Source organism: Kribbella antibiotica (genome assembly GCF_004349055.1).
In the GTDB taxonomy this organism is placed as follows: domain Bacteria; phylum Actinomycetota; class Actinomycetes; order Propionibacteriales; family Kribbellaceae; genus Kribbella; species Kribbella antibiotica.
On sequence record NZ_SMKX01000042.1, the window covers coordinates 18,323 to 41,995 of the forward strand.

Annotated in this window: 29 protein-coding genes; 11 read left to right on the plus strand and 18 right to left on the minus strand. The window is 67.2% G+C overall.

Annotated features, from left to right (window positions below; translation table 11 throughout):
* Positions 1-161: 161 nt before the first annotated feature.
* Positions 162-839: a PhzF family phenazine biosynthesis protein gene (locus E1263_RS16855; protein ID WP_132168364.1), complete on the minus strand. Its 678-nt coding sequence runs from the start codon at positions 837-839 to the stop codon at positions 162-164.
* Positions 840-843: 4 nt separating this feature from the next.
* A complete protein-coding gene (locus tag E1263_RS16860) occupies positions 844-1,029 on the minus strand; it encodes a hypothetical protein (RefSeq protein WP_132168366.1) in 186 nt (61 codons plus the stop codon).
* 77 nt (positions 1,030-1,106) lie between these two features.
* Between E1263_RS16860 and E1263_RS16865 the strand changes: the two genes are divergently transcribed.
* Both E1263_RS16865 and E1263_RS16870 read left to right on the plus strand, forming a co-directional pair.
* A complete protein-coding gene (locus tag E1263_RS16865) occupies positions 1,107-1,523 on the plus strand; it encodes an SRPBCC family protein (protein WP_132168368.1) in 417 nt (138 codons plus the stop codon).
* A complete protein-coding gene (locus E1263_RS16870) occupies positions 1,520-2,059 on the plus strand; it encodes a TetR/AcrR family transcriptional regulator (protein ID WP_132168370.1) in 540 nt (179 codons plus the stop codon). The genes E1263_RS16865 and E1263_RS16870 overlap by 4 nt, the downstream gene beginning before the upstream one ends.
* On the opposite strand, the gene E1263_RS16875 is transcribed toward E1263_RS16870, so the two are convergent.
* Positions 2,043-3,182: a serpin family protein gene (locus tag E1263_RS16875; protein ID WP_132168372.1), complete on the minus strand. Its 1,140-nt coding sequence runs from the start codon at positions 3,180-3,182 to the stop codon at positions 2,043-2,045. The two genes, E1263_RS16870 and E1263_RS16875, sit on opposite strands and share 17 nt — an antisense overlap.
* Positions 3,183-3,365: 183 nt before the next feature.
* Here E1263_RS16875 and E1263_RS16880 point away from each other — a divergent pair, with 183 nt between their 5' ends.
* From E1263_RS16880 to E1263_RS16890, 3 genes are read left to right on the plus strand one after another with little or no spacing between them, the layout of a single operon-like run.
* Entirely contained in the window at positions 3,366-4,376 is a 1,011-nt protein-coding gene (locus tag E1263_RS16880; RefSeq protein ID WP_132168374.1) for a permease, read from the plus strand.
* The gene (locus tag E1263_RS16885) at positions 4,373-5,098 is read left to right on the plus strand and encodes a TIGR03943 family putative permease subunit (protein ID WP_238161291.1); all 726 of its coding nucleotides are present in this window, start codon (positions 4,373-4,375) and stop codon (positions 5,096-5,098) included. The genes E1263_RS16880 and E1263_RS16885 overlap by 4 nt, the downstream gene beginning before the upstream one ends.
* A 37-nt stretch (positions 5,099-5,135) precedes the next feature.
* Complete coding sequence (locus E1263_RS16890; RefSeq protein WP_132168378.1) at positions 5,136-5,765, plus strand: flavin reductase family protein; 630 nt, start codon at positions 5,136-5,138, stop codon at positions 5,763-5,765.
* Here E1263_RS16890 and E1263_RS16895 read toward each other — a convergent pair.
* Positions 5,680-6,618: an EamA family transporter gene (locus E1263_RS16895; RefSeq protein ID WP_132168380.1), complete on the minus strand. Its 939-nt coding sequence runs from the start codon at positions 6,616-6,618 to the stop codon at positions 5,680-5,682. The two genes, E1263_RS16890 and E1263_RS16895, sit on opposite strands and share 86 nt — an antisense overlap.
* 73 nt (positions 6,619-6,691) lie before the next feature.
* On the opposite strand from E1263_RS16895, the gene E1263_RS16900 reads away from it, so the two are divergent.
* Positions 6,692-7,600: a LysR family transcriptional regulator gene (locus tag E1263_RS16900; protein ID WP_132168382.1), complete on the plus strand. Its 909-nt coding sequence runs from the start codon at positions 6,692-6,694 to the stop codon at positions 7,598-7,600.
* A gap of 130 nt (positions 7,601-7,730) precedes the next feature.
* Positions 7,731-8,783 carry a glycoside hydrolase family 5 protein gene (locus tag E1263_RS16905; RefSeq protein WP_132168384.1) on the plus strand — a complete coding sequence of 351 codons (1,053 nt, stop codon included), beginning with the start codon at positions 7,731-7,733 and terminating at the stop codon, positions 8,781-8,783.
* A gap of 1 nt (position 8,784) precedes the next feature.
* Here the strand turns inward: E1263_RS16905 and E1263_RS43250 are convergent, their stop codons facing one another.
* Together E1263_RS43250 and E1263_RS43255 are read right to left on the minus strand one after the other, a co-directional pair.
* A complete protein-coding gene (locus tag E1263_RS43250) occupies positions 8,785-9,372 on the minus strand; it encodes an MmyB family transcriptional regulator (RefSeq protein WP_202868918.1) in 588 nt (195 codons plus the stop codon).
* Positions 9,320-9,706: a helix-turn-helix domain-containing protein gene (locus tag E1263_RS43255; protein ID WP_202868919.1), complete on the minus strand. Its 387-nt coding sequence runs from the start codon at positions 9,704-9,706 to the stop codon at positions 9,320-9,322. Before E1263_RS43255 ends, E1263_RS43250 begins: the two co-directional genes overlap by 53 nt.
* 102 nt (positions 9,707-9,808) lie before the next feature.
* Here E1263_RS43255 and E1263_RS16915 point away from each other — a divergent pair, with 102 nt between their 5' ends.
* On the plus strand, positions 9,809-11,227 hold the full coding sequence (locus tag E1263_RS16915; RefSeq protein ID WP_132168386.1) for an MFS transporter: 1,419 nt from the start codon (positions 9,809-9,811) through the stop codon (positions 11,225-11,227).
* Positions 11,228-11,502: 275 nt separating this feature from the next.
* Positions 11,503-11,961, plus strand: coding sequence for a hypothetical protein (locus tag E1263_RS16920; protein WP_132168388.1), 459 nt, complete (start codon positions 11,503-11,505; stop codon positions 11,959-11,961).
* Here E1263_RS16920 and E1263_RS16925 read toward each other — a convergent pair.
* Genes E1263_RS16925 through E1263_RS16935 form a run of 3 tightly spaced genes read right to left on the minus strand, consistent with a single transcriptional unit; the run spans position 11,939 to position 14,459 of the window.
* Positions 11,939-12,721 carry a pentapeptide repeat-containing protein gene (locus E1263_RS16925; protein ID WP_132168390.1) on the minus strand — a complete coding sequence of 261 codons (783 nt, stop codon included), beginning with the start codon at positions 12,719-12,721 and terminating at the stop codon, positions 11,939-11,941. The two genes, E1263_RS16920 and E1263_RS16925, sit on opposite strands and share 23 nt — an antisense overlap.
* Entirely contained in the window at positions 12,705-13,826 is a 1,122-nt protein-coding gene (prfB, locus tag E1263_RS16930; RefSeq protein WP_132168392.1) for a peptide chain release factor 2, read from the minus strand. Before prfB ends, E1263_RS16925 begins: the two co-directional genes overlap by 17 nt.
* An 18-nt stretch (positions 13,827-13,844) precedes the next feature.
* Positions 13,845-14,459, minus strand: a complete 615-nt coding sequence (locus tag E1263_RS16935; protein ID WP_132168394.1) for a TetR/AcrR family transcriptional regulator — start codon at positions 14,457-14,459, stop codon at positions 13,845-13,847.
* Between the two features lie 70 nt (positions 14,460-14,529).
* On the opposite strand from E1263_RS16935, the gene E1263_RS16940 reads away from it, so the two are divergent.
* Positions 14,530-15,330 carry an SDR family oxidoreductase gene (locus E1263_RS16940; RefSeq protein WP_132168396.1) on the plus strand — a complete coding sequence of 267 codons (801 nt, stop codon included), beginning with the start codon at positions 14,530-14,532 and terminating at the stop codon, positions 15,328-15,330.
* Here E1263_RS16940 and E1263_RS16945 read toward each other — a convergent pair.
* Both E1263_RS16945 and E1263_RS16950 read right to left on the minus strand, forming a co-directional pair.
* On the minus strand, positions 15,327-16,601 hold the full coding sequence (locus tag E1263_RS16945; protein WP_132168398.1) for a carbohydrate-binding protein: 1,275 nt from the start codon (positions 16,599-16,601) through the stop codon (positions 15,327-15,329). The genes E1263_RS16940 and E1263_RS16945 overlap by 4 nt on opposite strands.
* A gap of 96 nt (positions 16,602-16,697) precedes the next feature.
* Positions 16,698-17,492 carry an SDR family NAD(P)-dependent oxidoreductase gene (locus tag E1263_RS16950; protein ID WP_132168400.1) on the minus strand — a complete coding sequence of 265 codons (795 nt, stop codon included), beginning with the start codon at positions 17,490-17,492 and terminating at the stop codon, positions 16,698-16,700.
* An 82-nt stretch (positions 17,493-17,574) separates the two neighbouring features.
* Between E1263_RS16950 and E1263_RS16955 the strand changes: the two genes are divergently transcribed.
* Positions 17,575-19,026 (plus strand): MFS transporter, encoded by a 1,452-nt coding sequence (locus E1263_RS16955; protein WP_132168402.1) that lies wholly within the window; start codon positions 17,575-17,577, stop codon positions 19,024-19,026.
* Here the strand turns inward: E1263_RS16955 and E1263_RS16960 are convergent.
* The 7 genes from E1263_RS16960 to E1263_RS16990 are packed head-to-tail and all read right to left on the minus strand — an operon-like array spanning position 19,023 to position 23,561.
* Entirely contained in the window at positions 19,023-19,451 is a 429-nt protein-coding gene (locus E1263_RS16960) for a pilus assembly protein TadG-related protein (RefSeq protein ID WP_238161292.1), read from the minus strand. The two genes, E1263_RS16955 and E1263_RS16960, sit on opposite strands and share 4 nt — an antisense overlap.
* Positions 19,448-19,891, minus strand: coding sequence for a hypothetical protein (locus tag E1263_RS16965; protein ID WP_132168404.1), 444 nt, complete (start codon positions 19,889-19,891; stop codon positions 19,448-19,450). The genes E1263_RS16960 and E1263_RS16965 overlap by 4 nt, the downstream gene beginning before the upstream one ends.
* On the minus strand, positions 19,888-20,238 hold the full coding sequence (locus E1263_RS16970) for a TadE family protein (RefSeq protein ID WP_238161293.1): 351 nt from the start codon (positions 20,236-20,238) through the stop codon (positions 19,888-19,890). Before E1263_RS16970 ends, E1263_RS16965 begins: the two co-directional genes overlap by 4 nt.
* A gap of 41 nt (positions 20,239-20,279) precedes the next feature.
* Positions 20,280-20,474 (minus strand): hypothetical protein, encoded by a 195-nt coding sequence (locus tag E1263_RS16975; protein WP_132168406.1) that lies wholly within the window; start codon positions 20,472-20,474, stop codon positions 20,280-20,282.
* A 14-nt stretch (positions 20,475-20,488) separates the two neighbouring features.
* Positions 20,489-21,427 (minus strand): type II secretion system F family protein, encoded by a 939-nt coding sequence (locus E1263_RS16980; RefSeq protein ID WP_132168408.1) that lies wholly within the window; start codon positions 21,425-21,427, stop codon positions 20,489-20,491.
* Positions 21,424-22,284, minus strand: a complete 861-nt coding sequence (locus tag E1263_RS16985; protein ID WP_132168410.1) for a type II secretion system F family protein — start codon at positions 22,282-22,284, stop codon at positions 21,424-21,426. Before E1263_RS16985 ends, E1263_RS16980 begins: the two co-directional genes overlap by 4 nt.
* Positions 22,284-23,561: a TadA family conjugal transfer-associated ATPase gene (locus E1263_RS16990; RefSeq protein WP_132168412.1), complete on the minus strand. Its 1,278-nt coding sequence runs from the start codon at positions 23,559-23,561 to the stop codon at positions 22,284-22,286. The genes E1263_RS16985 and E1263_RS16990 overlap by 1 nt, the downstream gene beginning before the upstream one ends.
* Positions 23,562-23,673 lie beyond the last annotated feature (112 nt).

The following is a 23,673-nucleotide window of genomic DNA, read 5'->3' on the forward strand; positions in this document are numbered from 1 at the left end:
AGGGCGCCCTCAGGGTGACCCGGGCAAACCCGCCGGGTCAACGCGATTGCAGGTACTGACAGACCTCGCGAGAGTACCTGGTACTTCTTGCACGAATATGCATTTCCGCAGGTCAGAGCGTGATTCTGGGAATCCGACCCATACAACCTGAGCCGGCGGGGTCAGCGGGCAACCGTGCGAGAGTCCTCTGCCACGACGCGGCCGCCGACGGTGGCGTGGGTCGGGGGCTGGTGGGTCGTGTGCAGGTGCGAGCCGCGGCCTTGGATGATGTGGAGATCCCGCGCGAGCAGGGCTGTCAGCTGGGTGGCGGCGGAGCCGGTGGCTTCGTCTTCGGAGGCGCCCATGGCGGGGGCGAAGGCTCGGGAGCGGAGGAGGCCGGCGGCCTCGTCGATCCAGGACCAGAGGTAGGTGTGGCCGGACCGGTACGACGTGGGGTCGGCGGCCAGGACTTCTTCGGGGGTTGCCAACTCGCGCCAGTCCCAGGTGCTGCCCCAGCTTGAGTCGGCCTGGACTGAGACCAGGTCACCGGAGAAGGTGACGGGGATTTCGCCGGCTGGGCAGTGCAGGACAGGTACCGGGATGCCTTGGGAGCGGAGCCACCAGGCGGTGCCGACGGTGGGGTGGCCGGCGAAGGACATCTCGGTGGTGGGGGTGTAGATGCGGATTGCGCCGGTGGCGGCGTCGTCGACGTACACGGTCTCGCTGTAGCCCAGCTCGGCGGCCAAAGATTGCCGATCGGCGGGGGCTACCAGGGTGCCGTCGACGATGCCCAAGGGGTTGCCGAAGGCGCCGTCGGGGTCGGTGAAGACTCGGACGACGTGGACCGGGAGTGCGGTCAAGGGGTCAGAGGACGGCGATGAGCACGACGACGATGACCAAGATGACGGCTGCGCCGACGATGGCGAGGATGCGGCCGTTGGGCTTGGACTGGGCGGGGGTCTCGCCCTCGTTGACGAAGGCGCGGAACATCTGAGTGTTCGCGCCCGGGTCTTGCTCGTTCTCGTTGCCGGGGACGTTCTGGTCTGCCATGGCTCCTGACCCTACCCGCACAACACCTCTTCCGCGGGCACCAACTCCCCCTGCGAGGTACATGTACCATTTGGTACATGCGATTTGATCACGAGGTCACGATCCAGGCGCCGGCGGAGCGGGTGTGGGCGGTGTTCAGCGATGTCGAGCGGTGGCCGGAGTGGACGCCGACGATCGCGAGTGTGGAGCGGCTCGACGCGGGGCGGATTCACCCAGGGGCACGCACGCGGATCCGGCAGCCGAAGCTTCCGGTGGCGGTGTGGGAGGTGACGGTGCTCGAGGAGGGCACGTACTTCGAGTGGGTTTCGACAGCCCCCGGCATCAAGACGACCGGTGGGCATCGCGTGGTCAGTACGCCGGAGGGGACGGTCGCGACGGCGACGATCATTCAGGAGGGGCCGCTCGGGTGGCTGTTCGGGAAGCTGTACGGCGGCCTGACGCGACGCTATATCGCCACCGAGACGGCGAAGCTGAAGGAGACCGTGGAGCGGTGAGCCGGGACACCCTTCTCAACGACGCGGTCGAGTACTTCGCGAAGAACGGGGTCGGCGACGCGAGCCTGCGCACCATCGCGACGACCATCGGCACGAGTCACCGGATGCTGATCTATCACTTCGGCTCTCGCGAGGGGCTGCTGGCGGAGGTGGTACGGACGGTCGAGCAGCAGCAGCGCGACCTGCTCGCCCAACTGAAGGATTTACCGATCGCCGAGCAGTCGGAGCAGTTCTGGCGAAAGGTGACCGAGGCAACGATGATCTACGGCCCCTTGTTTTTCGAGCTTTCCGCGCATGCGATGCAGGATCGGCCGCATACGGCAGAGCTCAGAAGAGACCTGATCAACGTCTGGCTCCCGCCACTCACCGACCTCTGCATCAAAGCAGGCATCCCGCCCAATGAAGCGCCGAGCTACGCAAGGCTCGGCCTGGCCGCATCGCGCGGACTCCTCTTCGACCTACTCCTGACCGGCGACAACGAGGGTGTCGACGAGGCGTCAAAACTGCTCAACAAGCTGTTCAGCCTGTCTCAGTAGGCGAATCGACCCACCCGGCCACGATCGGCAGCCGCGACTCCCGCAGCACAGCAGCGAAGGCAAAAGGACGGTCCAGTACGACGTCCAGCCGCAGCGCCTGGCGCATCGGCGCAGCCGCCCGCACCATCGCCAGCGACGTCACCGCCGCAGCCTCGAACCCGGTCGCGAAGAACCGCGCAAGCACTTCTTGCTTGGCCTGCCCGATCGCGAGCGGAGACGGGCTGATCGCGCTGAAATGCCCCGCCGAGTCCGAACTCACCGTCGACAACCCGAACAGCTCCGCGGAGTCGAGCAAGTCATGCGACGCCGACACCTCGAACGACGGCAGCGACAACCGCACGTCCGGCCGCAGCGCCGACGTCTTCCCCAGACGCACCCCGGGAGCGACCTCATCGGACGAGCCCTTGATCAGCTCACTACCCGGTACGCCGTCCGCCGGGCGGCCCACCGCGTCGAGCAATCCGCCGACGACATCACCGGAACCAACCCCGAGCAGTACGTCGACATCCGCGTCCCCGCGCACCGTGATCACGGTCAGGGCGCCATACCGGCGTACGGAGTCGAGGTCACCGTCGGTCCGCTCGAGCCAATGCCACGAACCCTCCCAAGCGCCGGCCCCAACATGCTTGACCTGCTCGGTGAACGGCCGAGCCCAGGTGGTCCGCAGGCAGAGCGCGGACGCGAGCACCAGCATCACGTTCGGATCGATGTCCACCGGCATCGAGGGGATCAGTCCGTCAGTGTGCTCAGCCGCCCACGCATCCAATCGAGGCTTGTCGATCGCCGCGTCACCGGTGAGCATCCCCACCACAGGAGCCGGTACGACGTCATCGAACGACTCGGCCAGCTTGAGCTGCGAGCTGATCCAGACGCCCAGCGCCGCATGCAGGTCTGTCGACGACTCGAGCGCTTCGATCAGCTGCACCGCCAGGCGGGAGCCGTCACCCGCGGCAACCTCAGCGGCCGCGGCGAGCTCGGCCCGGCCAGGCTCGTCGGCGGCCGTGGCGAGGATCGCCAGCAGCGGCCACAGGCCGAGCCCGGACACGACGGAGTTGCCGGGCGGCAGGCTGCGCACCCAGCGGCCGGTCAGGTCGTTCACTGCACGCACGGCATCGGCATCCATACGTCCACCCTGCCACGCGGCACAACCGCCAATACACAGGAAAACCCTCACCACGACAGGCAGATCTGATGGGCAGGGAGCCGGGAACCGGGAACGAGTATTTGGCGTAATGACGCTGATTTTCATTTTTCAGGTGCCGTGAGTCCTCGTTCGAACGCGCTGCGTTGTGTCAGGATTCCGCCCATGAGTGCGCCCGCTGACGTCGCCGAAAAGGCCGAGAAGCCGCCGAAAGAACCGGCTGGGACATCGATCGCGTTCACCGCGACCCTGATCCTGCTGGTCGCTCTGGCGTTGTTCGGGCGCCGGATCTTCGCCGGAGCCTTCACCGACGAGGGGGTGCGCACCTGGGCCACCATGTTCGTCGGAGTGACCGTCCAGGCGCTGCCGTTCCTGGTGCTCGGCGTACTGCTGTCGGCGGCGCTGACCGCGTTCGTGCCGGCGTCCTTCTTCGCGAAGGCTCTACCCAAGCACCCGGCCTTCGCCGTACCGGTCGCCGCCGCATCGGGCGTCATCCTGCCGGGCTGTGAGTGCGCTTCGGTGCCGGTGTCGGCCGCGTTGATGGCTCGCGGCGTCACGCCGGCCGCGGCGATCGCGTTCCTGCTGTCGGCGCCCGCGATCAACCCCGTCGTACTGGCGTCGACCGCGGTGGCGTTCCCCGGGCAGCCGAAGGTCGTGATCGCTCGTGCGGTCGCCTCGATCGCGATCTCGATGATCCTCGGCTGGCTGTGGCTGCTGACCGGCAAGGGCAGCGACTGGCTGAAGATTCCGAAGAACCGGCACGCCGAGGGCACCCCCAAGTTCGAGGTGTTCCGCTCGTCGATGCTGCACGACTTCCTGCACGCCGGCGGGTTCCTGGTCGTCGGCGCCGCCGCGGCCGCGACCCTGAACGTCGTCGTACCGCGCGCCTGGCTCGATCACGTGGCCAGCAACCTCCTGCTGTCGGTGCTGGTCCTCGGGCTGCTCGCCGTCCTGCTGGCGATCTGCTCGGAGGCGGATGCGTTCGTGGCCGCCAGCCTGACGCAGTTCTCGCTGACCGCGCGGCTCGCGTTCATGGTGGTCGGCCCGATCGTCGACGTGAAGCTCATCGCTCTCCAGGCCGGCACCTTCGGCCCGAAGTTCGCCGTCCGGTTCGCACCGGCCACGTTCGTCGTCGCCATATTGGCCAGTCTTCTAGTGGGGTGGTGGTTGCTGTGAAGCGCAACGTGGCCGGTCTCGTGATCGTCTTCGTCGGGGCCGCGACGGTTCAGCTCGCGGTCTCGAACACCTATCTGCGGTACGTGAAGCCCGGCATGCGCTGGATGCTGCTGGCGGCCGGGCTCATCCTGATCGCCCTCGCCGTGGCCGACGTACTGATGGACACCCGGAAGAAGAACCCTGAGGAAGAGGGACACGACCACAGCGGCGACGACGGGCACGGGCACAACGGCTTGCCAAAAGCAGCCTGGCTGCTGCTGATCCCGATCTTCGCCCTCCTGGTCGTCGACCCGCCCGCGCTCGGCGCCTCCGCTGCCGCCCGACAGTCCCCCGTGGCCTCGAAGCCGATCCAGCCGAAGAGCAACTCCTGGCTGGCCGACAACCCGCAGGGCGGTCCGGTCAACCTCGCCGTACGGGACTATGCAGTCTGGGCGGTGTGGGAGAAGGAGAGCATGAAGGGCCGCTCCTTCAGCCTCACCGGCTTCGTCACCCCCGCCAAGAACGGCAACTGGTACGTGACCCGGATGGGCCTGACCTGCTGCGTCGCCGACGCCACGGCCTTCATGGTCGAGGCCCGCGGCCAAGCCGCACCGCCGCGCAACCAATGGGTCACCGTCACCGGCGAGTGGGCCGAGCCGAGCAAGCGCGAAGACGGCGACGTCGCCGCCCTCACGATCGACTCGGTCAAGACCGTCACCGCCCCGAACAACCCGTACGAGTAGCCCTCACACATCTGGCTGCCCCAGCGTTCCATGGGGCATGAAGCGCACAGTCGAGCCCAAGGTCCTCTACTTCGGTACGCCGGTAGTCCTGATCAGCACGCGGAATCCGGACGGGTCCACCAACCTGGCCCCGATGTCGTCCGCGTGGTGGCTGGGCTACCACGCCATGCTCGGGATGGGAACGAGCGCACAGACGGTCAAGAACCTCGTCGACCGTCCCGAACTCATCCTCAACCTGGTCGACCCGCCCATGGTCGCCGCCCTCGACCGCATCGCGCTGCTCACCGGCTCCGAAGAGATGTCCGACTCGAAGCGCGCCCGCGGCTACCGCTACGAACCTGACAAGTTCGCCGCCGCCGGACTCACCCGTACGACGGGACCTGTCACCGGCCTGGACGCGGTCGAGGAGAGCCCGATCACCCTGGAAGGCCGAATCGACGCCATCCACCCGATCGGCGGGCCCGAGGAGCACCTGTGTGCACTCGCGATGAAGGTCGAGCAGGTCCAGGTCCGCGAAGAGCTCCTGATGAGCAACGACCGCTACATCGACCCGCTCCGCTGGGACCCGCTGATCATGAAGTTCACGGAGTACTTTGCCGGTGGAACTCCGGCGTACGAGTCGTCGCTGGCTCGAGGCTGGCAGATGCCGCCCCTTCAGATCGGTTAGTACGTCGTCTTATGACCGTGCAGGCCATGCCGCCGATGACTAGGGCGGCTGCGATTGCTTGTTGGGGGCCGACGGCTTCGCCGCGGAGGAGCCAGGCGGCGGCCATGCCGACGATCGGTACGAGGAGCGAGAAGGGTGCCACGGTGCTGGCGTCGTACTGGCGGAGGAGGTAGCCCCAGATGCCGAAGCCGAAGAGGGTGGCGACGGCGGCCAGGTAGGCCAGCGCGCCGATCCCGGTGAGGTCGATGCCGCAGAGTGCATCGAGGTCGGCGCGTGGGCCTTCGGTGAGCAGGGACAGGAGGGTCAGCGGGAGGACGGCGACTGCGCTGACCCAGACCATGAAGCGGAGGGTGTCCGAGGGCTTGGCGTAGCGGGTGATGGTGTTGGAGACGCCCCAGCAGGCGCCGGCCAGGATCACCATGGCGAGCGCGCCGAGGGGTGCGGAGAGCCCGCGGTCGAGCATGATCAGCAGCATGCCGAGGCAGGCGATCGCGATGCCGGCGATCTGGGCCGGGCGGGGGCGTTCGCGGAGCACGGTGATGGCGAAGAGCACGGTGAAGATCACTTGGCTCTGCAGGACCAAGGACGCCAGCCCGGCCGGTACGCCGTGATCCATTGCGACGAACAACAGCCCGAACTTCGCGACGCCAAGCGCGAGTCCGACCCCGATCACGTAGCGCCAGGCGACCCGGGGGCGGCCGAGAAAGAAGATTGCCGGAACGGCGGCGAAAAGGAATCGCAGGGCGGAGAAGAACAACGGCGGGAAATCCTCCAGGCCGACCTCGATCACCACGAAGTTCACGCCCCAGGCAATCACGACGGCGAGGGCGAGGAGCAGGTCACGAGGCTTCATGCAGCCAGTGTGGGTCTGGACTAGAGTTAAGGACCAGCACCGATTGCTACCGCCATCACTGTAGGAGCGCTAAATGATCGATCTCGGCCGCCTGCGCGCCCTGCACGCCGTCGCGCGATACGGGTCGGTCAATCGTGCGGCCGAGGTGCTCGGCTACACACCGTCGGCGGTGTCGCAGCAACTGGCCAAGCTCGAGCGCGAGACCCGGACCACCCTGATCGAGCGGCAGGGCCGTGGGATCGTTCTCACGGATGCCGCTCAGCAGCTCGCCGCGACCGCGGCCCGCATCCTCGAGCTGGTCGAGGATGCCGAGCTGACGCTGGAGGAGCAACGCGGGGAAGCGATCGGGACGCTCCGGATCGCCGCCTTCCCGACGGCGGCCCGCGGTTTGTTGCCGGCGGCATTGAGCCGGTTGATCGATGAGCACCCGGGGCTCGATGTCCGGGTCGACGAGACCGATCCGTTCGAGGCCGTCGCCGCGGTCAATCGGGGCGAGGTGCATATCGCGGTCGTGCACGACTGGGCCAACACTCCGCTGGCCCTGCCCGAGGGACTGGCGCGGGTCAAGCTCGGTTCGGACCCGGCCGACGTACTGGTGCCTGCGTCGCATCGGCTGGCAGGTAAGGAGTTCGTCCGGGCCGAGGACCTGGTCGGCGAGCGCTGGATCTGCCAGATCCCGGGATCGATCTGCCACGAGTGGCTGATGCGGACGATGCGCCGGGCCGGCGTCGAGCCCGATGTCGCCTATTCAGTGGCTGAGTACCAGACTCAGTTGGCGATGCTTGCCCGTGGCATCGGCATCGGCCTGCTTCCACGCCTGGGCAGGGGTCCGGTGCCCGACGGCGTCGTCGCCGTACCGTTGCAGCCGGCCCCGAGCCGCCGGATTTACGCGGTCTGGCGGGAGATTGCGGCCCGCCGGCCGGCGATCGCCGTGACGCTGTCCACCCTCAAGCAGGTGTGGCCCGACCGCAGTACTGCCTGATCGAAACCTGATCACTTGGCGTAAGCCGTTGACAACGCTCAGCGTCGACATTAGGTTCCTGGCAACTATCAGGAAGGTTTCCTAATAGTTGTTCGCTACCTCCCCGCCCCAATGTATTAGGAGGCAGTCAATGATGCGTTCCTTGACGGCCGGCATTCTGCTGGCCGCGGTCGCACTTCTCCCCAACCTTCCGGCGAATGCGGTCAAGATCGACCTCGACGCGAAGGCATCGGTATCCGCCCCGGCGGCGGACACCCCGGTATCGCGCAACGGCCAGCTGCATGTCTGCGGCCTGAAGCTGTGCAACCAGAACAACGTTCCCGTCCAGCTGCGCGGCATGAGCACGCACGGCATCCAGTGGTTCCCCGACTGCCAGAAGAAGCCCGCCCTCGACGCCCTGGCCACCGACTGGAAGGCCGACATCCTCCGCATCTCGATGTACGTCGCCGAGGGTGAGGACGGTTACGAGACCAACCCGCGCAAGTTCACCGACATGGTGCACGGCTACATCGAGGAAGCCACCAAGCGCGGGATGTACGCCCTGGTCGACTGGCACCAGCTCGACCCGGGTGACCCGAACATCTACACGGAGAAGGCCAAGACGTTCTTCGCCGAGATCGCCGAGCGGCACAAGAACAAGAACAACATCCTGTACGACATCGCCAACGAGCCGAACGGCGTCACCTGGGCGAAGGTGAAGTCGTACGCCGAGAAGGTCATCCCGACCATCCGGGCCAAGGACTCCGACAGCGTCATCTTCATCGGCACCCACGCCTGGTCGTCGCTCGGCGTCTCCGACGACCGCACCGAGGCCGATGTCGTCAACAACCAGATCAACGCGACGAACATCATGTACACGTTCCACTTCTACGCGGCCTCGCACCACGAGGACAACTTCAACGCCCTGTCGCGCGCATCCACCAAGATCCCGCTGTTCGTCACCGAGTTCGGTACCCAGAACTACCTCGGTGAGGGTGCCAACGACTTCACCTGGTCGAAGAAGTACCTGGACTTCCTGAAGGCCAAGCAGATCGGCTGGACGAACTGGAACTACTCCGACGACGGGCGCAGCGGTGCCGTCTTCAAGCCCGGCACTTGCGACGGCACGAGCTTCACCGGTACGTCGAAGCTGAAGGAAGCCGGTATCTGGATCCGCGCCCGGATCATCGACCGCAACCTCTGAGTTAGCTGAACACCTGCTCGCGTGGGCTCTGTCCCGGGCTCACGCGAGCTCCCGCCGGCCGCACCGCCCCGCGGCCGGCGGGACTCTTCGCCGGAGTGCCGACGAGCCGGAGGAACTTTGCCTCGGTCTCCTCGTCGGCGGCGGTGTAGACGTTGACCCGGAACTGCCCGGCCTGCGAGAGCCACATGATGGCCGGGTCCACCCGCAGCAGGCCGGCCTCGGGATGGTCGAGCATCTTGACTCGCGAGCTCGGTGAAGCGACGTCGTACCGCTCCCACATCGCGGCGAACTCCGGAGACCGGGCCAGCAGTCCTTGCGTCAGTTCCTGCCAGGACGGCTCGTTGAGGTGGTTGGCCGACGCTGCCCGGTACGCCGCGACCATGTGGTGCCGGACCGACGCCCCGTCGACGAAGGTGCAGTGCCACTCGTCGGAAACGAAATTCAGCCAGAGGATGTTGCGCTCCTCGACGGCCACCTGGTTCAGATCCAGCACCACCCGGCAATAGGCGTCGTTGAACGCCACGACGTCGTACCGCTCATTCATCACGATCGCCGGGTACGGCGAGACCGCGTCGAGCGTCTTCTGCACTGACGGCGGTAGCAGCGTGCACTCCCCCCGGCGCCGGGCCGAACCGCAGACCGGCCAGGGTGTACAGGTGATTGCTCTCCAGCCGGTCCAGCCGTAGTGTCCCGGCGATCGCCTCCAGCACCTGCGCGGAGACGTTGATGTCGCGTCCCTGCTCGAGCCAGGTGTACCAGGTCACCCCGACCCCGGCTAGCAGCGCAACCTCCTCGCGCCGCAGACCCGGCGTACGGCGTCGGAATCCTGGGGCGAACCCGACCTCCTCCGGCTGGATCCGCTCGCGCCGGGTGCGCAGGAAGAGTCCGAGCTCCCGCCTGCGTGCGTCCTGACTCTCGTTCATGTTCTTATGGTGCCCTGCCGCGCAGACTGGTGCCAGGTGCTGTCAGTAATAGGATAATCAGGCTCTCACCACCAGGATCCAGAACGGCGCAACCTGGTACTCATGACTGCCACCCTCACTACGCACCAGCCGCCGGCCACGTCGCTGGCACCGGTTGCGCTGACGTCGCTGCTCTTCGGCTCGCTGTTGCCGATGCTGTCTTTCTTCATGGTCAACGTCTCGCTGCCCGCGATCGGCGCTGATCTCCATGCGAGCGCCGGGTCGCTCCAGCTCGTCGTCGGCGCCTACGGCATCGCGGCCGCGACGCTGCTCGTGGTCGGCGGCCGCCTCGGCGACGGTTTCGGACGTCGGCGGCTCTTGCTGCTCGGTCTGGCTGGGTTCGCAGTGGCGTCGCTGGTGTGCGCTCTTGCGCCCTCGGTGTCGGTCCTGCTGCTCGCCCGGGTCGTCCAGGGTGCGTCGGCTGCCGCCGTCACGCCGCAGGTGCTGGCGTCGATCACCAGTCTGATGACCGGTGAGAACCGCGCGCGTGGGATGGCGCTGTTCGGCGTGGCCAATGGCATCTCCGCTGCGCTGGGTCAGATCCTGGGCGGCGTGCTGACCGACGCCAACCCGCTTGGGCTCGGCTGGCGCGCAGTGTTCGTGGTGCTGGCTCTTGGTGCGCTGGTGGCGCTGGTGGCGGTTGCTGTGACGGTTCCCGACACCAAGGCGGCTGAGGCACATCGCGTCGACCTCGTCGGCGCTGCACTGCTCGCTCTCACGCTGGTACTCCTCCTGCTGCCGCTTACCGAGGGCCGCGCACTCCACTGGCCGCTCTGGACGTGGATCAGCCTGACGGCCGTCGTACCGGCCGTGGGTCTGCTCGCACTGCACCAGCGGCGCTCTGAGCGGTCTGGGCACGCTCCCCTGATCCCACCGTCGGTCCTGAAGCACCGCGCGATGCGGATCGGCCTCCTGATGGCAGTGGGGTTCTTCACCAGCTTCGGCGGCTTCATGTTCGTCTTCGCTATCGCCACCCAGGCGGGCGCCCACATGACCGCGCTAGAAGGCGGTCTGAGCCTCCTGCCGCTGGCCATCGGCTTCCTGATCACCTGCATCTGGGGACCTGCGCTGCAACGCCGGTACGGCGTGGGCATGGTCGTCTGGGGCTGGATCATCAACGCAGGCGGCTACGTGCTGCTCGCCGGCGCCGCACTGATGCTCTGGCCAGACGTGAGCGCCCTCAAGCTCGCCCTGCCCATGCTGATCATCGGCATCGGCGGTGGCCTGGTCATGATCCCGCTGATCGGCGTAGTGGTCAGCCAGGTCCCACCAGCCCAAGCAGGACTGGGCAGCGGCATCCTCCTCACCAGCCAGCAAACCTGCCTAGCTCTCGGCGCCGCCACCGTAGGTACGGTCTTCCTCTCCCTAGCCAGCACCACCTGGGGCTTCCGCGGCGCCCTAGCCGCAGTAGCCCTCGGCCTAGCCGCCATCGCCGTCCTAATGGCCCCCGTCACTCACCAACTCCGCCGCACCCGCGCCTAACCCGCCTCCACTTTGAGAAGCCACCAACCACTTTCCCGGCCCCAGAATGGTTGGTGGCTACCCAAAGATGCCCTTCGCCCCCAAAGGTGAGTCGGCGTGTCTTTGGGCACCCACCAGCCGCCCGAGCGCACTTTGAGTACCCACCAACCATTTTTCTGGGCGGGGAATGGTTGGTGGGTACTCAAAGATGGCGTTCGTGCACAAGGGTGGGTCGGCGTGTCTTTGGCCGCTCGCCGAGGCAGGCTGGGCGGTCCGAGTCGACGTACGATGCGGCGGTGGAAGGTGGAGTTGCCGTCAGGCGTATCGGTCGCACGCTGCTCAGTACGCTCTACCTGCTCTTAGCCGTGTTCGCGGTTGTCATAGTGGTGGTCCAGCTGCCTGGCGCGCTGCGCGCGGCCCGCGACGACGGGACTCCTGGGACCTTCACGGCAATGCGCAAAGAGTGCACTCCGAACGGGCTGAAGAGCCGCGGCTGCAGCATGTACGGCGACTTTGTCAGCCAGGACGGCACGGTACGGCTGAACGATGTTCTGTTCGACGGTGTCGGCGGCCAGGTCGGCGACCAGCACCCTGCTCAGTACGCCGGTGACACGGACCCTGTGGTGGTCTACGCCCCAGGCTCGCGAGCCTGGATCGTCGTCGCCGGGCTCGGGCTCGCGGCTGTTGGCTACCTCGGGTATCGCGGGTGGCGGTTGGTGCGCCCGCGGCGGGCTACCAGTGCGACGGACGAGTGAGAGTTGCTGGGAGCTTCGTTTGAGCGTTGCCTTGGGCGGCGTTGACCTGGGACTGGGTGAGGAAGAGGGCGCCGGTGAGGTCGGCGCCTTCCAAGTTCGTGTCTCGGAGGTCGGCGCCGATGAGGTCGGCTTGGCGGAGATTGGCGTTCGAGAGGTCGGCGGCGATGAGGTAGGCGCCGCGGAGGTTCGCGTTCGAGAGGTCGGTGCCGCGGAGGCGTTTGCCCATCAGGTCGGCGCCTCGGCGTTCCTTCGACTTGGGCTGTTTTCCGCGGACTAGCTTGCTGGTCTGCAAGAGCAGCTCGTTGACCGCCGCCCGCTCCGCCGTCACGTCGACAGCGGCCAGGTCGGCGGTGCGGCTCACGGTCTCGACGCGGGCGAACGCCGTACGGAGGTCTGGGTGGATACTCGCAGACGCCTTGTAGGTAAGGGCTTCTGTCAGGTACCAGAGGAGTTCATGGAGCTGGCGGAGGATGGGGAGGGCGGCGAACATGTCGGCGCCCGGCTGCTCCCGCCAGCTCTTGCCAGCGCGACGAGACAACTCCTGGCCGGCACCGAAACAGTCATAGACCGTGCAGCCCTGGAAGCCTTTCGGGCGCAGCTCAGTGTGAATGCGGCAGCGGAAAGCGTCGTCGAGATTGCGGCACGCCTCACCCGCCGGCTTGTTGATCGCGAAGTCGGCGGACTTACTGAACGTCAGCGCGACGCAGCAAAGGCCGAAGCAGTTGCCGCAGTCAGCGCGAAGGTCAGTTGTTTTCGGCAACCGTCTGGCCGGTGCGGCGCCAGCGGATGGCGGCCTCGACGAAGTCGTCGATCTCGCCGTCGAAGACGCCGGTCGTGTTACCGGACTCGTACAGCGTCCGCAGGTCCTTCACCATCTGGTACGGGTGCAGGACGTAGTTGCGCATCTGGTCGCCCCACGAACCCTGGACGTCGCCGCGCAGGGAGTCGAGGTGGGCGCGCTCCTCGGCCTTCTTCAGGGCGAGCAGCTTGGCCTTCAGGATGACCATCGCGGACGCCTTGTTCTGCAGCTGCGACTTCTCGTTCTGACACGACACCACGGTGCCGGTCGGGATGTGCGTGAGCCGGACCGCGGAGTCGGTCGTGTTGACGCTCTGACCGCCCGGGCCGGACGACCGGTACACGTCGACCCGGATCTCTTCGTCCGGTACGTCGATCTCGTCGGTCTGCTCGAGCACCGGCACGACCTCGACCGCGGCGAACGACGTCTGCCGCCGGCCCTGGTTGTCGAACGGCGAGATGCGGACCAGCCGGTGCGTCCCGGACTCCACGCTCAAGGTGCCATACGCGTACGGCGCCTTGACGGCGAAAGTGGTCGACTTGAGCCCGGCCTCTTCGGCGTACGACGTGTCGTAGACCTCGGTGGCGTGGCCGTGCCGCTCGGCCCAGCGCAGGTACATCCGCTGCAGCATCTCGGCGAAGTCCGCGGCATCGACACCACCGGCGCCGGAGCGGATCGTGACCAGCGCGTCGCGCTCGTCGTACTCACCCGAGAGCAGGGTGCGGACCTCGAGGGACTGGATCAGCTTCGCGACCGAGGCGAGCTCCTTCTCCGCCTCCGCGATGCTGTCGGGATCGTTCTCCTCGCGGGCCAGCTCGATCAGGACGCCGACATCTTCGACCCGGGACCGCAGCCCCGTGACGCGGTCGACATCGGACTCCAGCCTGGACAGCCGTGACGTTACCTTCTGCGCGTTCGCCTGGTCGTCCCACAGGTCGGGCGCGGCGACGGCCTCGCCGAGCTCGGCGATCTCCTTGCGCAGGGAAGGGAGATCGAGCACCTTCTCGATCGAGGTCAGTGTCGCGTCGAGCTGCTTGAGCTCAGCATCAAAATCCAGTCCAGCCACAACAGTGCAGCGTACCCGCTAACCCCTAGGCGCCGTTAAACCGTTTCTGAGCACGGCGAACACCTCGGCGACCACCTTCTCGAGCGCCTGCTGCGCCTCGACCAGCTCGGCGGGCGATGCGTCGTCGGGCAGGATCCGCATCAGCTCGTCCTCGAACAGGTTCTGTGCGGCGGAGTACTGGGCCGCGAGCAGGCGATTGCGCACACGCTCGTCCGACCTCTCATCAAGCGCCTCAGCCAGCGTCCGCACCAACTCATCGGCCTGCAACCGTCGCCGCGCTTGCAACGCCGGGCTGCCCTCGATCGTCGCGACGAACTGCTTCCAGGTCGCCAGATGCCCAACCGCGAGCCGCTCCCGGATCGACGTGAGGTAGTGCGCCTCGAGCGCATCCAGCGGATCACCGGCCTCCCGAACAGCGCGTGCCGGCCCGAGCCACCACCCCTCCTCGTCGAAGAACAGATCCTCCTTCGCCGGGAAGTGATTGAACACAGTCTGTACGGCGACATCCGCCGCGCGGGCGACCTCGGCCACCGTCACCGCGTCGAAGCCGCGCTCGAGGAACAGCAGTGTCGCGACCTCCGAGATCGCCGCCTTCGTCTGCTGTTTCTTCCGTTCGCGCCGACCGAGCTCCATTGGACAACCGTAGAGCATGCTGTTTTACTGAAACCAATCTTGTAGTCACTACATCTTTGGAGTTTATCCAATGACAATTCTCGTCACCGGCGGTCGCGGCGCGATCGCCCGCGCCGTCGCCGCAGGTCTGCTCGACGCCGGCCACGACGTCCGCGTCGGCAGCAGCGACCCGTCCGCCCTCCCGGGCTCCATCGCGTACGACGCCGCCGACCCCGCGCCCGCTCTCGAAGGCGTCAGCCAGGTCTTCCTCTACTCAAACCACTCAGGGTCGCAGGCCTTCGTCGCCGCCGCGGAAGCAGCAGGCGTGAAGCAGGTCGTCCTACTCTCTTCACTGTCCGCACTCGGCGGCCCCGAGGACCCGCATGCGAAGGCCGAGCAGGCGGTCACCGTCGGCTCCTACGCAACCACCCGCCTGCAGCCGGGCGCCTTCATGAGCAACGCCAAGTACTGGTCGTACCAAGTGCGGGCGACCGGCCAGATCCGGCTCCCCTACCTCGATGCCGAGGAAGCGCCGATCCACGAACAAGACATCGCCGACGCCGCCCTGCGGATCCTGCTCGACGGCCCCGGCAACGGCCACGACGGTCGCGGTTACCCACTCACCGGCCCGGTCTCCATGACCCGACGCCACCAAATCGCGCTCGTCACCGAACTGACCGGCGTACCGATCGAAGCTGTTGATCTGACGCCCGACCAAGCGCGCGCCGAGATGCAGATGCGGGACGAAGGTCAGCGCGAGACCCTGCTGGCGTACTGGGCCTCGCGCGTCGGTTTTCCGCAGCCGATCGAGCCCGGTGTAGAGCTCTTGACCGGCCACACCGCTCGAACCTTCGAGACCTGGCTGACAGACCACCCAGGCCTGTTCGGTTAACGGCCCTGCAGTGCCTTGACGTTGTCGCCGAAGGTCCAGTTCTTTGAACCGTCCCAGTTGATCGACCAGGTCATCAGGCCCTTGAGTTGGCCGTTGAAGCTGTTCCAGGACTGGGATACCAGGGACGGCGACATGTATCCGCCGCCGGCGCCGTTCTGGGCGGGCAGGCCGGGGACCTGCTTGTCGTAGGGGACGCGGATGGTGACGCCCTGGATGACGAGGCCGTTGTTCAGACAGGTGGTTTGGGCGACGAAGCCTTGGACGGTGCCGGCGGAGTACGAGTCACCGGAGCAGCCGTACATGCTGCCGTTGTAGTACTGCATGTTCAGCCACCACAGCCGGCCGTTGTCGGCGTACTTCTTGATGATCGGCAGGTACGAGCCCCAGATCGAGCCGTAGGTGACGCTGCCACCGGTGACGTAGGCCGTTTCCGGGGCCATCGTCAGTCCGAAGTTCGACGGCATCTGCGCCAGTACGCCGTCGATGATCCGGATCAGGTTCGCCTGCGAGGCGGAGAGCTGGTTGATGTTGCCGCTACCGGTCAGCCCGGTCTCTACGTCAATGTCGATGCCGTCGAAGTTGTACTGCTTCAGAATCGGTACGACGGTTGCCACGAACCGGTCGGCGACAGTCGACGAACTGAGGTCGATCCCGGCGGTCGCGCCACCGATCGACAACAGGATGGTCTGGCCGGCCGCCTTCGCCGCGCACATCTCGGCCGGAGTGGCGACCTTCACGGTCGCGTCCATGCCGTCCTCCCACTTCACGGTGCCGTCGGAGAGGATCACCGGGAAGGCTGCGTTGATCACGTTGTAGCCGTGCTGACCGATCCTGCTATCCGTGATCGGCGTCCAACCGAAGGGCGGGTGCACGCCGTTCGAGGAGCCGTCCCAGTTCTCCCAGTAGCCGTGCAGCACCTTGCCGGCCGGGCGCGACTTCACCGCACAGGTCGCTTGGCCGGGCGGCGGGGTGGTCGGCGGGTCGGTCGGCGGCGTGCTGTCACAGGCGCCGAGATCGAGCCAGAGCGAAGGCGCGGCGACCGGGTTCCAGCCAGATCCGGGCGGCGCGGTGTGCGCTGAGCGGGCTTGGTAGGTCCGGCTCTGATAACTCACCTTGGCGCCGGTCGCGTACGCAACACCCTCGGCCCAGGCGGGCGCCGTACAGGCTGCTTGTACGGCGGACCCGCCGGCCTGGGCGACCAGACCGGCGGACGCAAAGAGGAGTCCGGCTGCGATGGCACTCGCAAGAACAACGCCGACCCGTCGTTTCATGGCCACTCCCCTTTAACGTAGGAACCGTTCGTTTGTTCACGTTAGGGGTTGCACGCCGCGGGGAGCTACGACATGTCGGAAACCCGCCATGGAGGTTTAAGGCAGGATGGAATCGACGTAACCGCCATCGACGCGGACCGCTCCGCCGGTGGTCGCCGAGGCGAGGTCGGAGCTGAGGTAGACGACCAGGTTGCCGATCTCCGGCGGCTCGATCAGGCGCTGGATCAGCGAGTACGGGCGATGTTCGCGCATGAACTGGCGTTGCGCGTCATCCCATTCCTGGTCGTCGCCGACCAGCTCGTGCACGAAGTCCTCGACGCCTGGTGTGTGAGTCGGGCCGGCGATCACCGAGTTCACCGTGACGCCGGTCCCCGCCGCGGCCTTCGCGTAGCCGCGGGTCACGGCGAGCAGGGCCGTCTTGGTGACGCCGTAGTGCACCATCTCGACCGGCGTCACGATGGCCGAGTCGCTGGCGATGTTGAGCACGCGGCCGCGGCCGCGCTCGGTCATTCCGGGCAGGTACATCCGGATCAGCCGGATCGCGGACAGCACGTTCACCTCGAAGTAGTGCCGCCACTCGTCGTCGTCCACCTCCAGCACCGGCTTCGCCCCGAAGATCCCGAGGTTGTTGACCAGGATGTCGAGATCCGGAACCTCGGCCTGCAACTGCTCAGCCCCTTCACTCGACGCCAGATCCGCCGCGACCGCAGTCACCTCAGCGCCCGGTACGTCGTTCCGCACCTGCGCAGCCGCGGTTTCGGTCTTGTCGGCCGTCCGCCCGTTGACCACCACCGCCGCCCCGGCGCGAGCCAGCTGAGTCGCAATCGCAAGCCCGATCCCCTGGCTCGATCCGGAAACCAGGGCCTTCCGTCCGCTCAAATCGATCTGCATGTCCTCACAGTGCCCCAACCCATGTCAAAAATCGGGTACCTGATCCGACGCATGAGTGAAGACCCACCGAGAGGAACTCCTCATGACCACCCTGACCACTCCCCGCCGGCGCAGTCCGCGGCTCGCGCTGGTCCTCCTGGCGCTGCCCTCGCTGCTGATCGCGATCGACATCAGCGTGCTCGGCGTCGCGCTACCGCGGATGGCGGCCGACCTGCGGCCGTCGCCGACCGAACTGCTGTGGATGAACGACATCTACGGGTTCATGGTCGGCGGCACGATGATCACGATGGGCGCGATCGGTGACCGGATCGGGCGGCGCCGGCTGATCGTCATCTGCGCGACTGTGTTCGCGATCGCGTCGGCTGTGGCCGCATTCTCGACCGCTCCCTGGATGATCATCGCGACGCGCGCGGTGATGGGCCTGGCCGGTGCCGCGATCATGCCGGCCTCGATGGCTCTCATCGGCCAGCTCTTCCCGGACCCGAAGGCTCGAATCTCAGCCATGGGCGCCTATATGACCTGCTTCCTCGTCGGGATGGCGGTCGCTCCGCTCATCGGTGGCGTGATGTTGCAGTACTGGTGGTGGGGCTCGGTGTTCCTGCTCGGCGTTCCGGTGATGGTGCTGACTCTGCTCGCCGCGCCGCGGCTACTCCCGGAATCACCGGCGCAGCTGCACACACCGCTGGATCTCCGCAGCTCCGCGCTCTGCCTCGCCTCGATCCTCTCCCTGGTGGCCGCGCTCAAGTGGGCCGTCAACGGCACCCCGGTATGGGAGTGCGTCGGCCTCGGCGTGATCGGACTCGTCCTTGGTGCGGTGTTCGTCCGTCGGCAGCACACACTTGAGCACCCGCTGGTCGACCTGTCGCTGCTCCGGCAGCCCGGCGTGAGTCGTGCGATGTGGGTGCTGTTCCTGACCGCCTTGCTAATGGGCGGTACGTCGATCTTCGCGGGCTTCTACCTGCAGTCGGTGCACGGCCTGTCCCCGCTAGCGGCGGCCGTGTGGATGATCCCGTCGATGATCGCGATGATCATCGCCTCGAACCTCGGTCCATGGCTCGGCCGCCGGTTCGCGCCGTCGCGAGTCGTCCTGGGCGGTCTGCTGCTGATGATCGTGGGCTTCATCCCGTTCGCGCTGCTCCCGAGCGGCCGCATCGGTCTGGTGGCGGTGGCGTCCGGCGCTGTCCTGACGACGGCCGGGATCGGCGGCGCCCTCCCGTTCCTGATGAACGACATCATTTCCCACGCGCCGCAGGAGCGAGCCGGTTCGGCAGCGTCACTGGCGCAGACAGCCAACGAGATCGGGATCGCCACCGGGCTGGTACTGCTCGGCAGCCTCGCCACCGTCGTCTACCGCGCCCGCCTCTCGGTGACCGGCGGCTCCTGGGTCGACGGATTCGAGAGCACCGACCAGGTCGTGCTGGCGAAGGTCAAAGACGCTTTCGTCGACGGCTACCACGCGGTCGGGATCGCCGCGGTCGTGACGATGCTGATCATCCTCGTCCTGTACGTCGTCCCCTCGCGGCGCACGGCCTAACGGATCGGTACGACGGCCGACGCCTCGGTACCGATATCCGCGGTACCGGGGAATCCGGGCGGCTGGAACGGCAGCTCGACAGTCGAGGTCAGCTGCACAGTGACCGTCGTACCGGTGACGTCGGCGGACCAGTCCAGGCCGTCGAAACGGTTGCTCGCGGCAACTTGATCCAGATACTCGGCGGTCAGCCGGCGGGCCTGGTCGGGATCGAGCTCGGCGTTGCCGTCGGCGGCGGGCTGAGCGTAGATCGCGGCCAGCCCGTTCGCGGCGGCCAGGACGGCGCCGTCGGCGGTGGAATCCAGATCGCGGCGGACCAGGAACACCTTGGAGATGTCGGTCACCACCACGATCATCAGCAGGATGACGAAGGTGAAACCGATGATCAGGACGGTCATCTGGCCGCGTTCGTCGCGGGGGCGGCTCATCCGTCGCCCTTGGCTTCGCGGTAGTCGCCGTACGGCTCGGTGTGGGACGAGCTGATCTGGATCGCGGGCGGCTCGCCGCCGAGCGCGTCGGGGATCAACGGCAGCGCAACGCTGGTGTTGAGCGTGACCGTCACCGTTGAACCGGGCTGCAGACAGGCGGGGTTGCAGCTGATCGTGAGTTGGCCCGGCGAAAGCTCCATGCCCTGGTCCTTCATCGCCAGGCGGGCGGCCTCGAAGGCACGGTCGCGGGCCTCGTCCTCCGACAAGCCGGACGGCACGATGATGAACGCCCGCCCGGCCGCGCGGGTCGCGGCAGTCGCGCCGTACGAGGCCCTTTGGACGTCGAAGACGCCGAGCATCACGTAGACCAGCGGGACCATCAGCAGCAAGGCGAGCCAGGAGAACTCGACGACCGCGCTGCCACGCTCGTCCTTCGTCATTCGCCGGTCTCCTTCACCGCATGTCCGGCGACGCTGAAGTCGACCGAAGGCCCCCACAAACCGAGCGACGGCATGTGGGCCGTGACGATCACCTCGACACCCGGCTGACCGTCGATATCGGTCGCGCTCGCCTCGACGGAATCGACCAGGCGATCGTTCACCACGCCGCTGATCAGCTCCCGCGTCCGGGCCTGGCCGTCGGCCGGCGACCGGTTCAGGACGGCGGCGTAATGGGCACCTTCGGAGGCAGCAGCGGTCACCGTGTTGCGCACATACAGGTAAAGACCGACCTGAAGGATGCCGAGGAACAACGGCACCACCAGCATCGCGACCAGCACGAAGTCCACGACCGCGGATCCACGGTCGCTCCTCCGCCTGAGTCGTTGAGTCACTTGTTGGAGACGGAGTCCAGCGCGTTCTGAAGCATCTGGGCCAACTGCTTGCCTGCGAGGCCCCAGATCGCAACGACCAAGCCGGCCGTCATCACTGTGATCAGCACCCAGCCCGGAACGTCGCCACGCTCCTTCCGCGCCGGCCGCGACGTCAACAGCGCCACGTACATTCTCGTCATCAGTTGGGACATGACTTCTCCTCGTTTCATCCGGCGATCAGCCGGATTCCGACAGCGCCTGGGTAGAAGGCGAACGCGATGGTGACCGGCAGGATCAAGAAGATCACCGGCACCATCATGGCGACCTCACGACGGGCCCCCGACTCGATCAGCTCCCGCCGACCGGCCTCACGAATATCGCCGGCCTGTGCCCGCAGTACGTCGGCCAGCGGCGTACCGCGCTCGAGCGCGACCGCCAGTCCGTCGGCGAACCGGGACAGGGCCAGCAGGCCGGTGCGCTCGGCCAGCGCGTCCAATGCGCGAACCAGTGTGTCGCCGGCCCGAGTCTCGGCCAGCACTTGTTTCAGCTCATCCGCGAGGTCACCGCGGCAGGACCGCGCGACCCGGTCGAGGGCGGCGGCCGGACCTTCGCCTGCGGCGACGGACAAGGCCAGCAACTCGGCAACCGTGGGTAGCTCGGTGAGCAACCTACGCTCGCGGTTCCGGACCTGCGTACCGAGATAGGTGTCTCTGGCAAGCACTCCGAGCACCCCGAGCAGCCCGCAGAAGACCAGCATGGCAACCGGGTTGCCGATTCCGGCGGCGACTGCGATCAGTGAGGCGACCAGGCCGGCACCGAACGCGGCGGTCCCCCACAGCAACTGCTCGATCCGGAACTCTTCGACGGTCCGCTCGATCCCGGCGCGGGCGAGCCGCCGGCGAATCGAGTTCGCACCGCCGAGAACCCGCTCCAGCCGGCGGGCGCCGGAACGCAGCGAGGGGCCGAACAACCGCAGGATCGCGTAGAAAGGTGAGTTCGACGCGGCGGCTCCGAGGAACACCTCGGTCCCGTCGAGATCTCGCAGGTACGGCGCGATCCGGTCGTCGGTCGACGGTTTGCGCAGGAACGGCATCCGCCGTACGACGATGAGCAGACCGGCACCGAATGTCGCGCCGAGCACACCGCCTAGCAGCAAGGGGCTCATCGCAGCACCCGCTCAGGCTCGGGCAGCCGGCCGATCCGCAGCATCAACCGGTAGGCGAAGACGCAGATGACCGCGCCGACGCCGATGACGATCGCGCCGACCGGTGAGTTGTACCGCTGGATCACGTCACCCTGGAAGGACAGCATCGCCAGGACCAGCCACGGTGCGGCGACCGCGACGCGAGCGCCGTTGACCGACCACGACTGCCGCGATTCGAGCTCGGACCTGGTCCGGGCGTCGTCGCGCAGGAAGGCCGACAACGACCGCAGCAGCCGGCCGAGATCACCGCCGCCGACCTCGCGCGCGATCCGCAGCGCCTCGATGACCCGGTCGCCGACGGGATCCGCGAGCCGGGCCTTCAAGCGGTCCAGCGATTCCGCGAACCGGCCGGTCGACGAGTAGTCGGCGCCGAAGCGGCGGAACGGCTCGCGCAACGGCAGCGGACCGCGTTCACCCACCTGGGCCAAGGCTTCCGACAGCGACAACCCGGCCCGGACCGCGGAGGCGATGTTGTCGACGACATCCGGCCAGAGCTCACGGAACTCGGCCAGCCGCTTCCGGGCGCGACTCCGCACCAACGCAATCGGCGCAAAGCCGGCCATCAGACCGAAGACGAAGCCCACCGGCCAGGCACCGGACACGGCGAACATCACCACGAAACCGATCAGGCCCGTGATCAGGCACGCTCCGATGAAGGCCGCCGGTGTCACCCCTTCGACCCCGGCAGCGGCCAGCAGGTCGCGGCTGCGCGTGATCAGGCGACCGTCCGTCGCCGCGCGGGCCTCGGCCGGCGCCACGAACGTCGCGATGATCAGCAGCACGCCGACCCCGAAGAACAATCCGAGAATGAGCCCCATCAGCCTTGACCTCGCGGCAGCTCGGTCAGCAGGCCGGACACGTTGTAGCCGGCCAGCTGGAAGCGCTCGGGATGCGGCAGGTGTCCCTCGGCCCGCCGCAGCAACCCGTCGACGGTGCCGAAGAGAGTCTCGGTCTCGATGACCTGGTCCTCGATTCGTCCGCTCACCGCCAGGATCTCCCGCACCCGGCGCTTCCCATCGGCCGCGATCCCCAGGTGCACAACGAGGTCGACACAGCCGGCCACCGTCGGCAGCACGAACCGGGAGCCGATGTTCTCGCCGGCCAGCAGCGGCAGCGTGCACATCTTCGTCAGCGCTTCGCGCGCCGAGTTCGCGTGGATCGTGCACATGCCGGGGAGGCCTGAGTTCAAAGCCAGCAACAGATCCAGGCACTCCTCGCCACGGACCTCGCCGACGATCACGCGGGACGGCCGCATCCGCAGCGACTCCTTGACCAGGTCCCGCAGCCGAACCTCGCCGGTGCCCTCCAGCCCGGCCTGCCGGGTCTGCATCGACACCCAGTCGGGAATCGGGAGCTTGATCTCGAAGACCTCTTCACAGCTGATCACGCGTTCGCTGCCGGGGATCGAGCCGGACAGCGCGTTCAGCATCGTGGTCTTACCTGCTTGCGTTCCACCCGAGACCAGGATGTTGAGCCCACAGACGACCGCTGCATCCAGCACCGCCGCAGCGTGCGGAGTCAGCGAGCCGAGCTGGACAAGGTCTCCCAGCCGGGTCGCGCCGACCGTGAACTTTCTGATGTTGATGGCCGCGTACCGCTGCGTGATCCCGCCGAGGACGATGTGCACGCGGCTGCCGTCGGGCAACCGGGCGTCGGTGAAGGGCTGCGACACGTCGACGCGGCGACCGGTGGTCTTCAGCATCCGCTCGACGAGATCGCTGACCTCTTCCTCCGTCAGCACGGTCGTGGTCAGCTCGTGCCGGCCCTCGCGGGCGATGAACACCCGGCTCGGCTCGTTGATCCAGATCTCCTCGACCGTCGGATCGTCCAGATACCGCTGCAGCGGGCCGAACCCGGCCACCCGGTCATGGACCTCGCGACTGACCGCCTCGATATCGCCGATCGGCGGAACCACGCCGGTCAGGCTGCGCTCGTCGTACTCCCGGACGACGGTGGCGACGATCGTGCTCACGGCACCCGGGTCGCGGAGCGGGTCGATGCCCTCGCGACGGACGACGTCGCGGACCTGAGCGTCGATGAGCTCGACCGCGTCGTCCCAGCCCGACCGGCGCGCGGCAAGTCTGTCGGCTGTCATCGCTCTCCCCGTTGCGTCCCGTCTGGCGACCTGAAGGTCACCCTGCGCGACCATCCTTTCAAGGAACCTGCGCGCGGCGCCACTCGCTCATCGCGGCCTGTGGATAACCGTC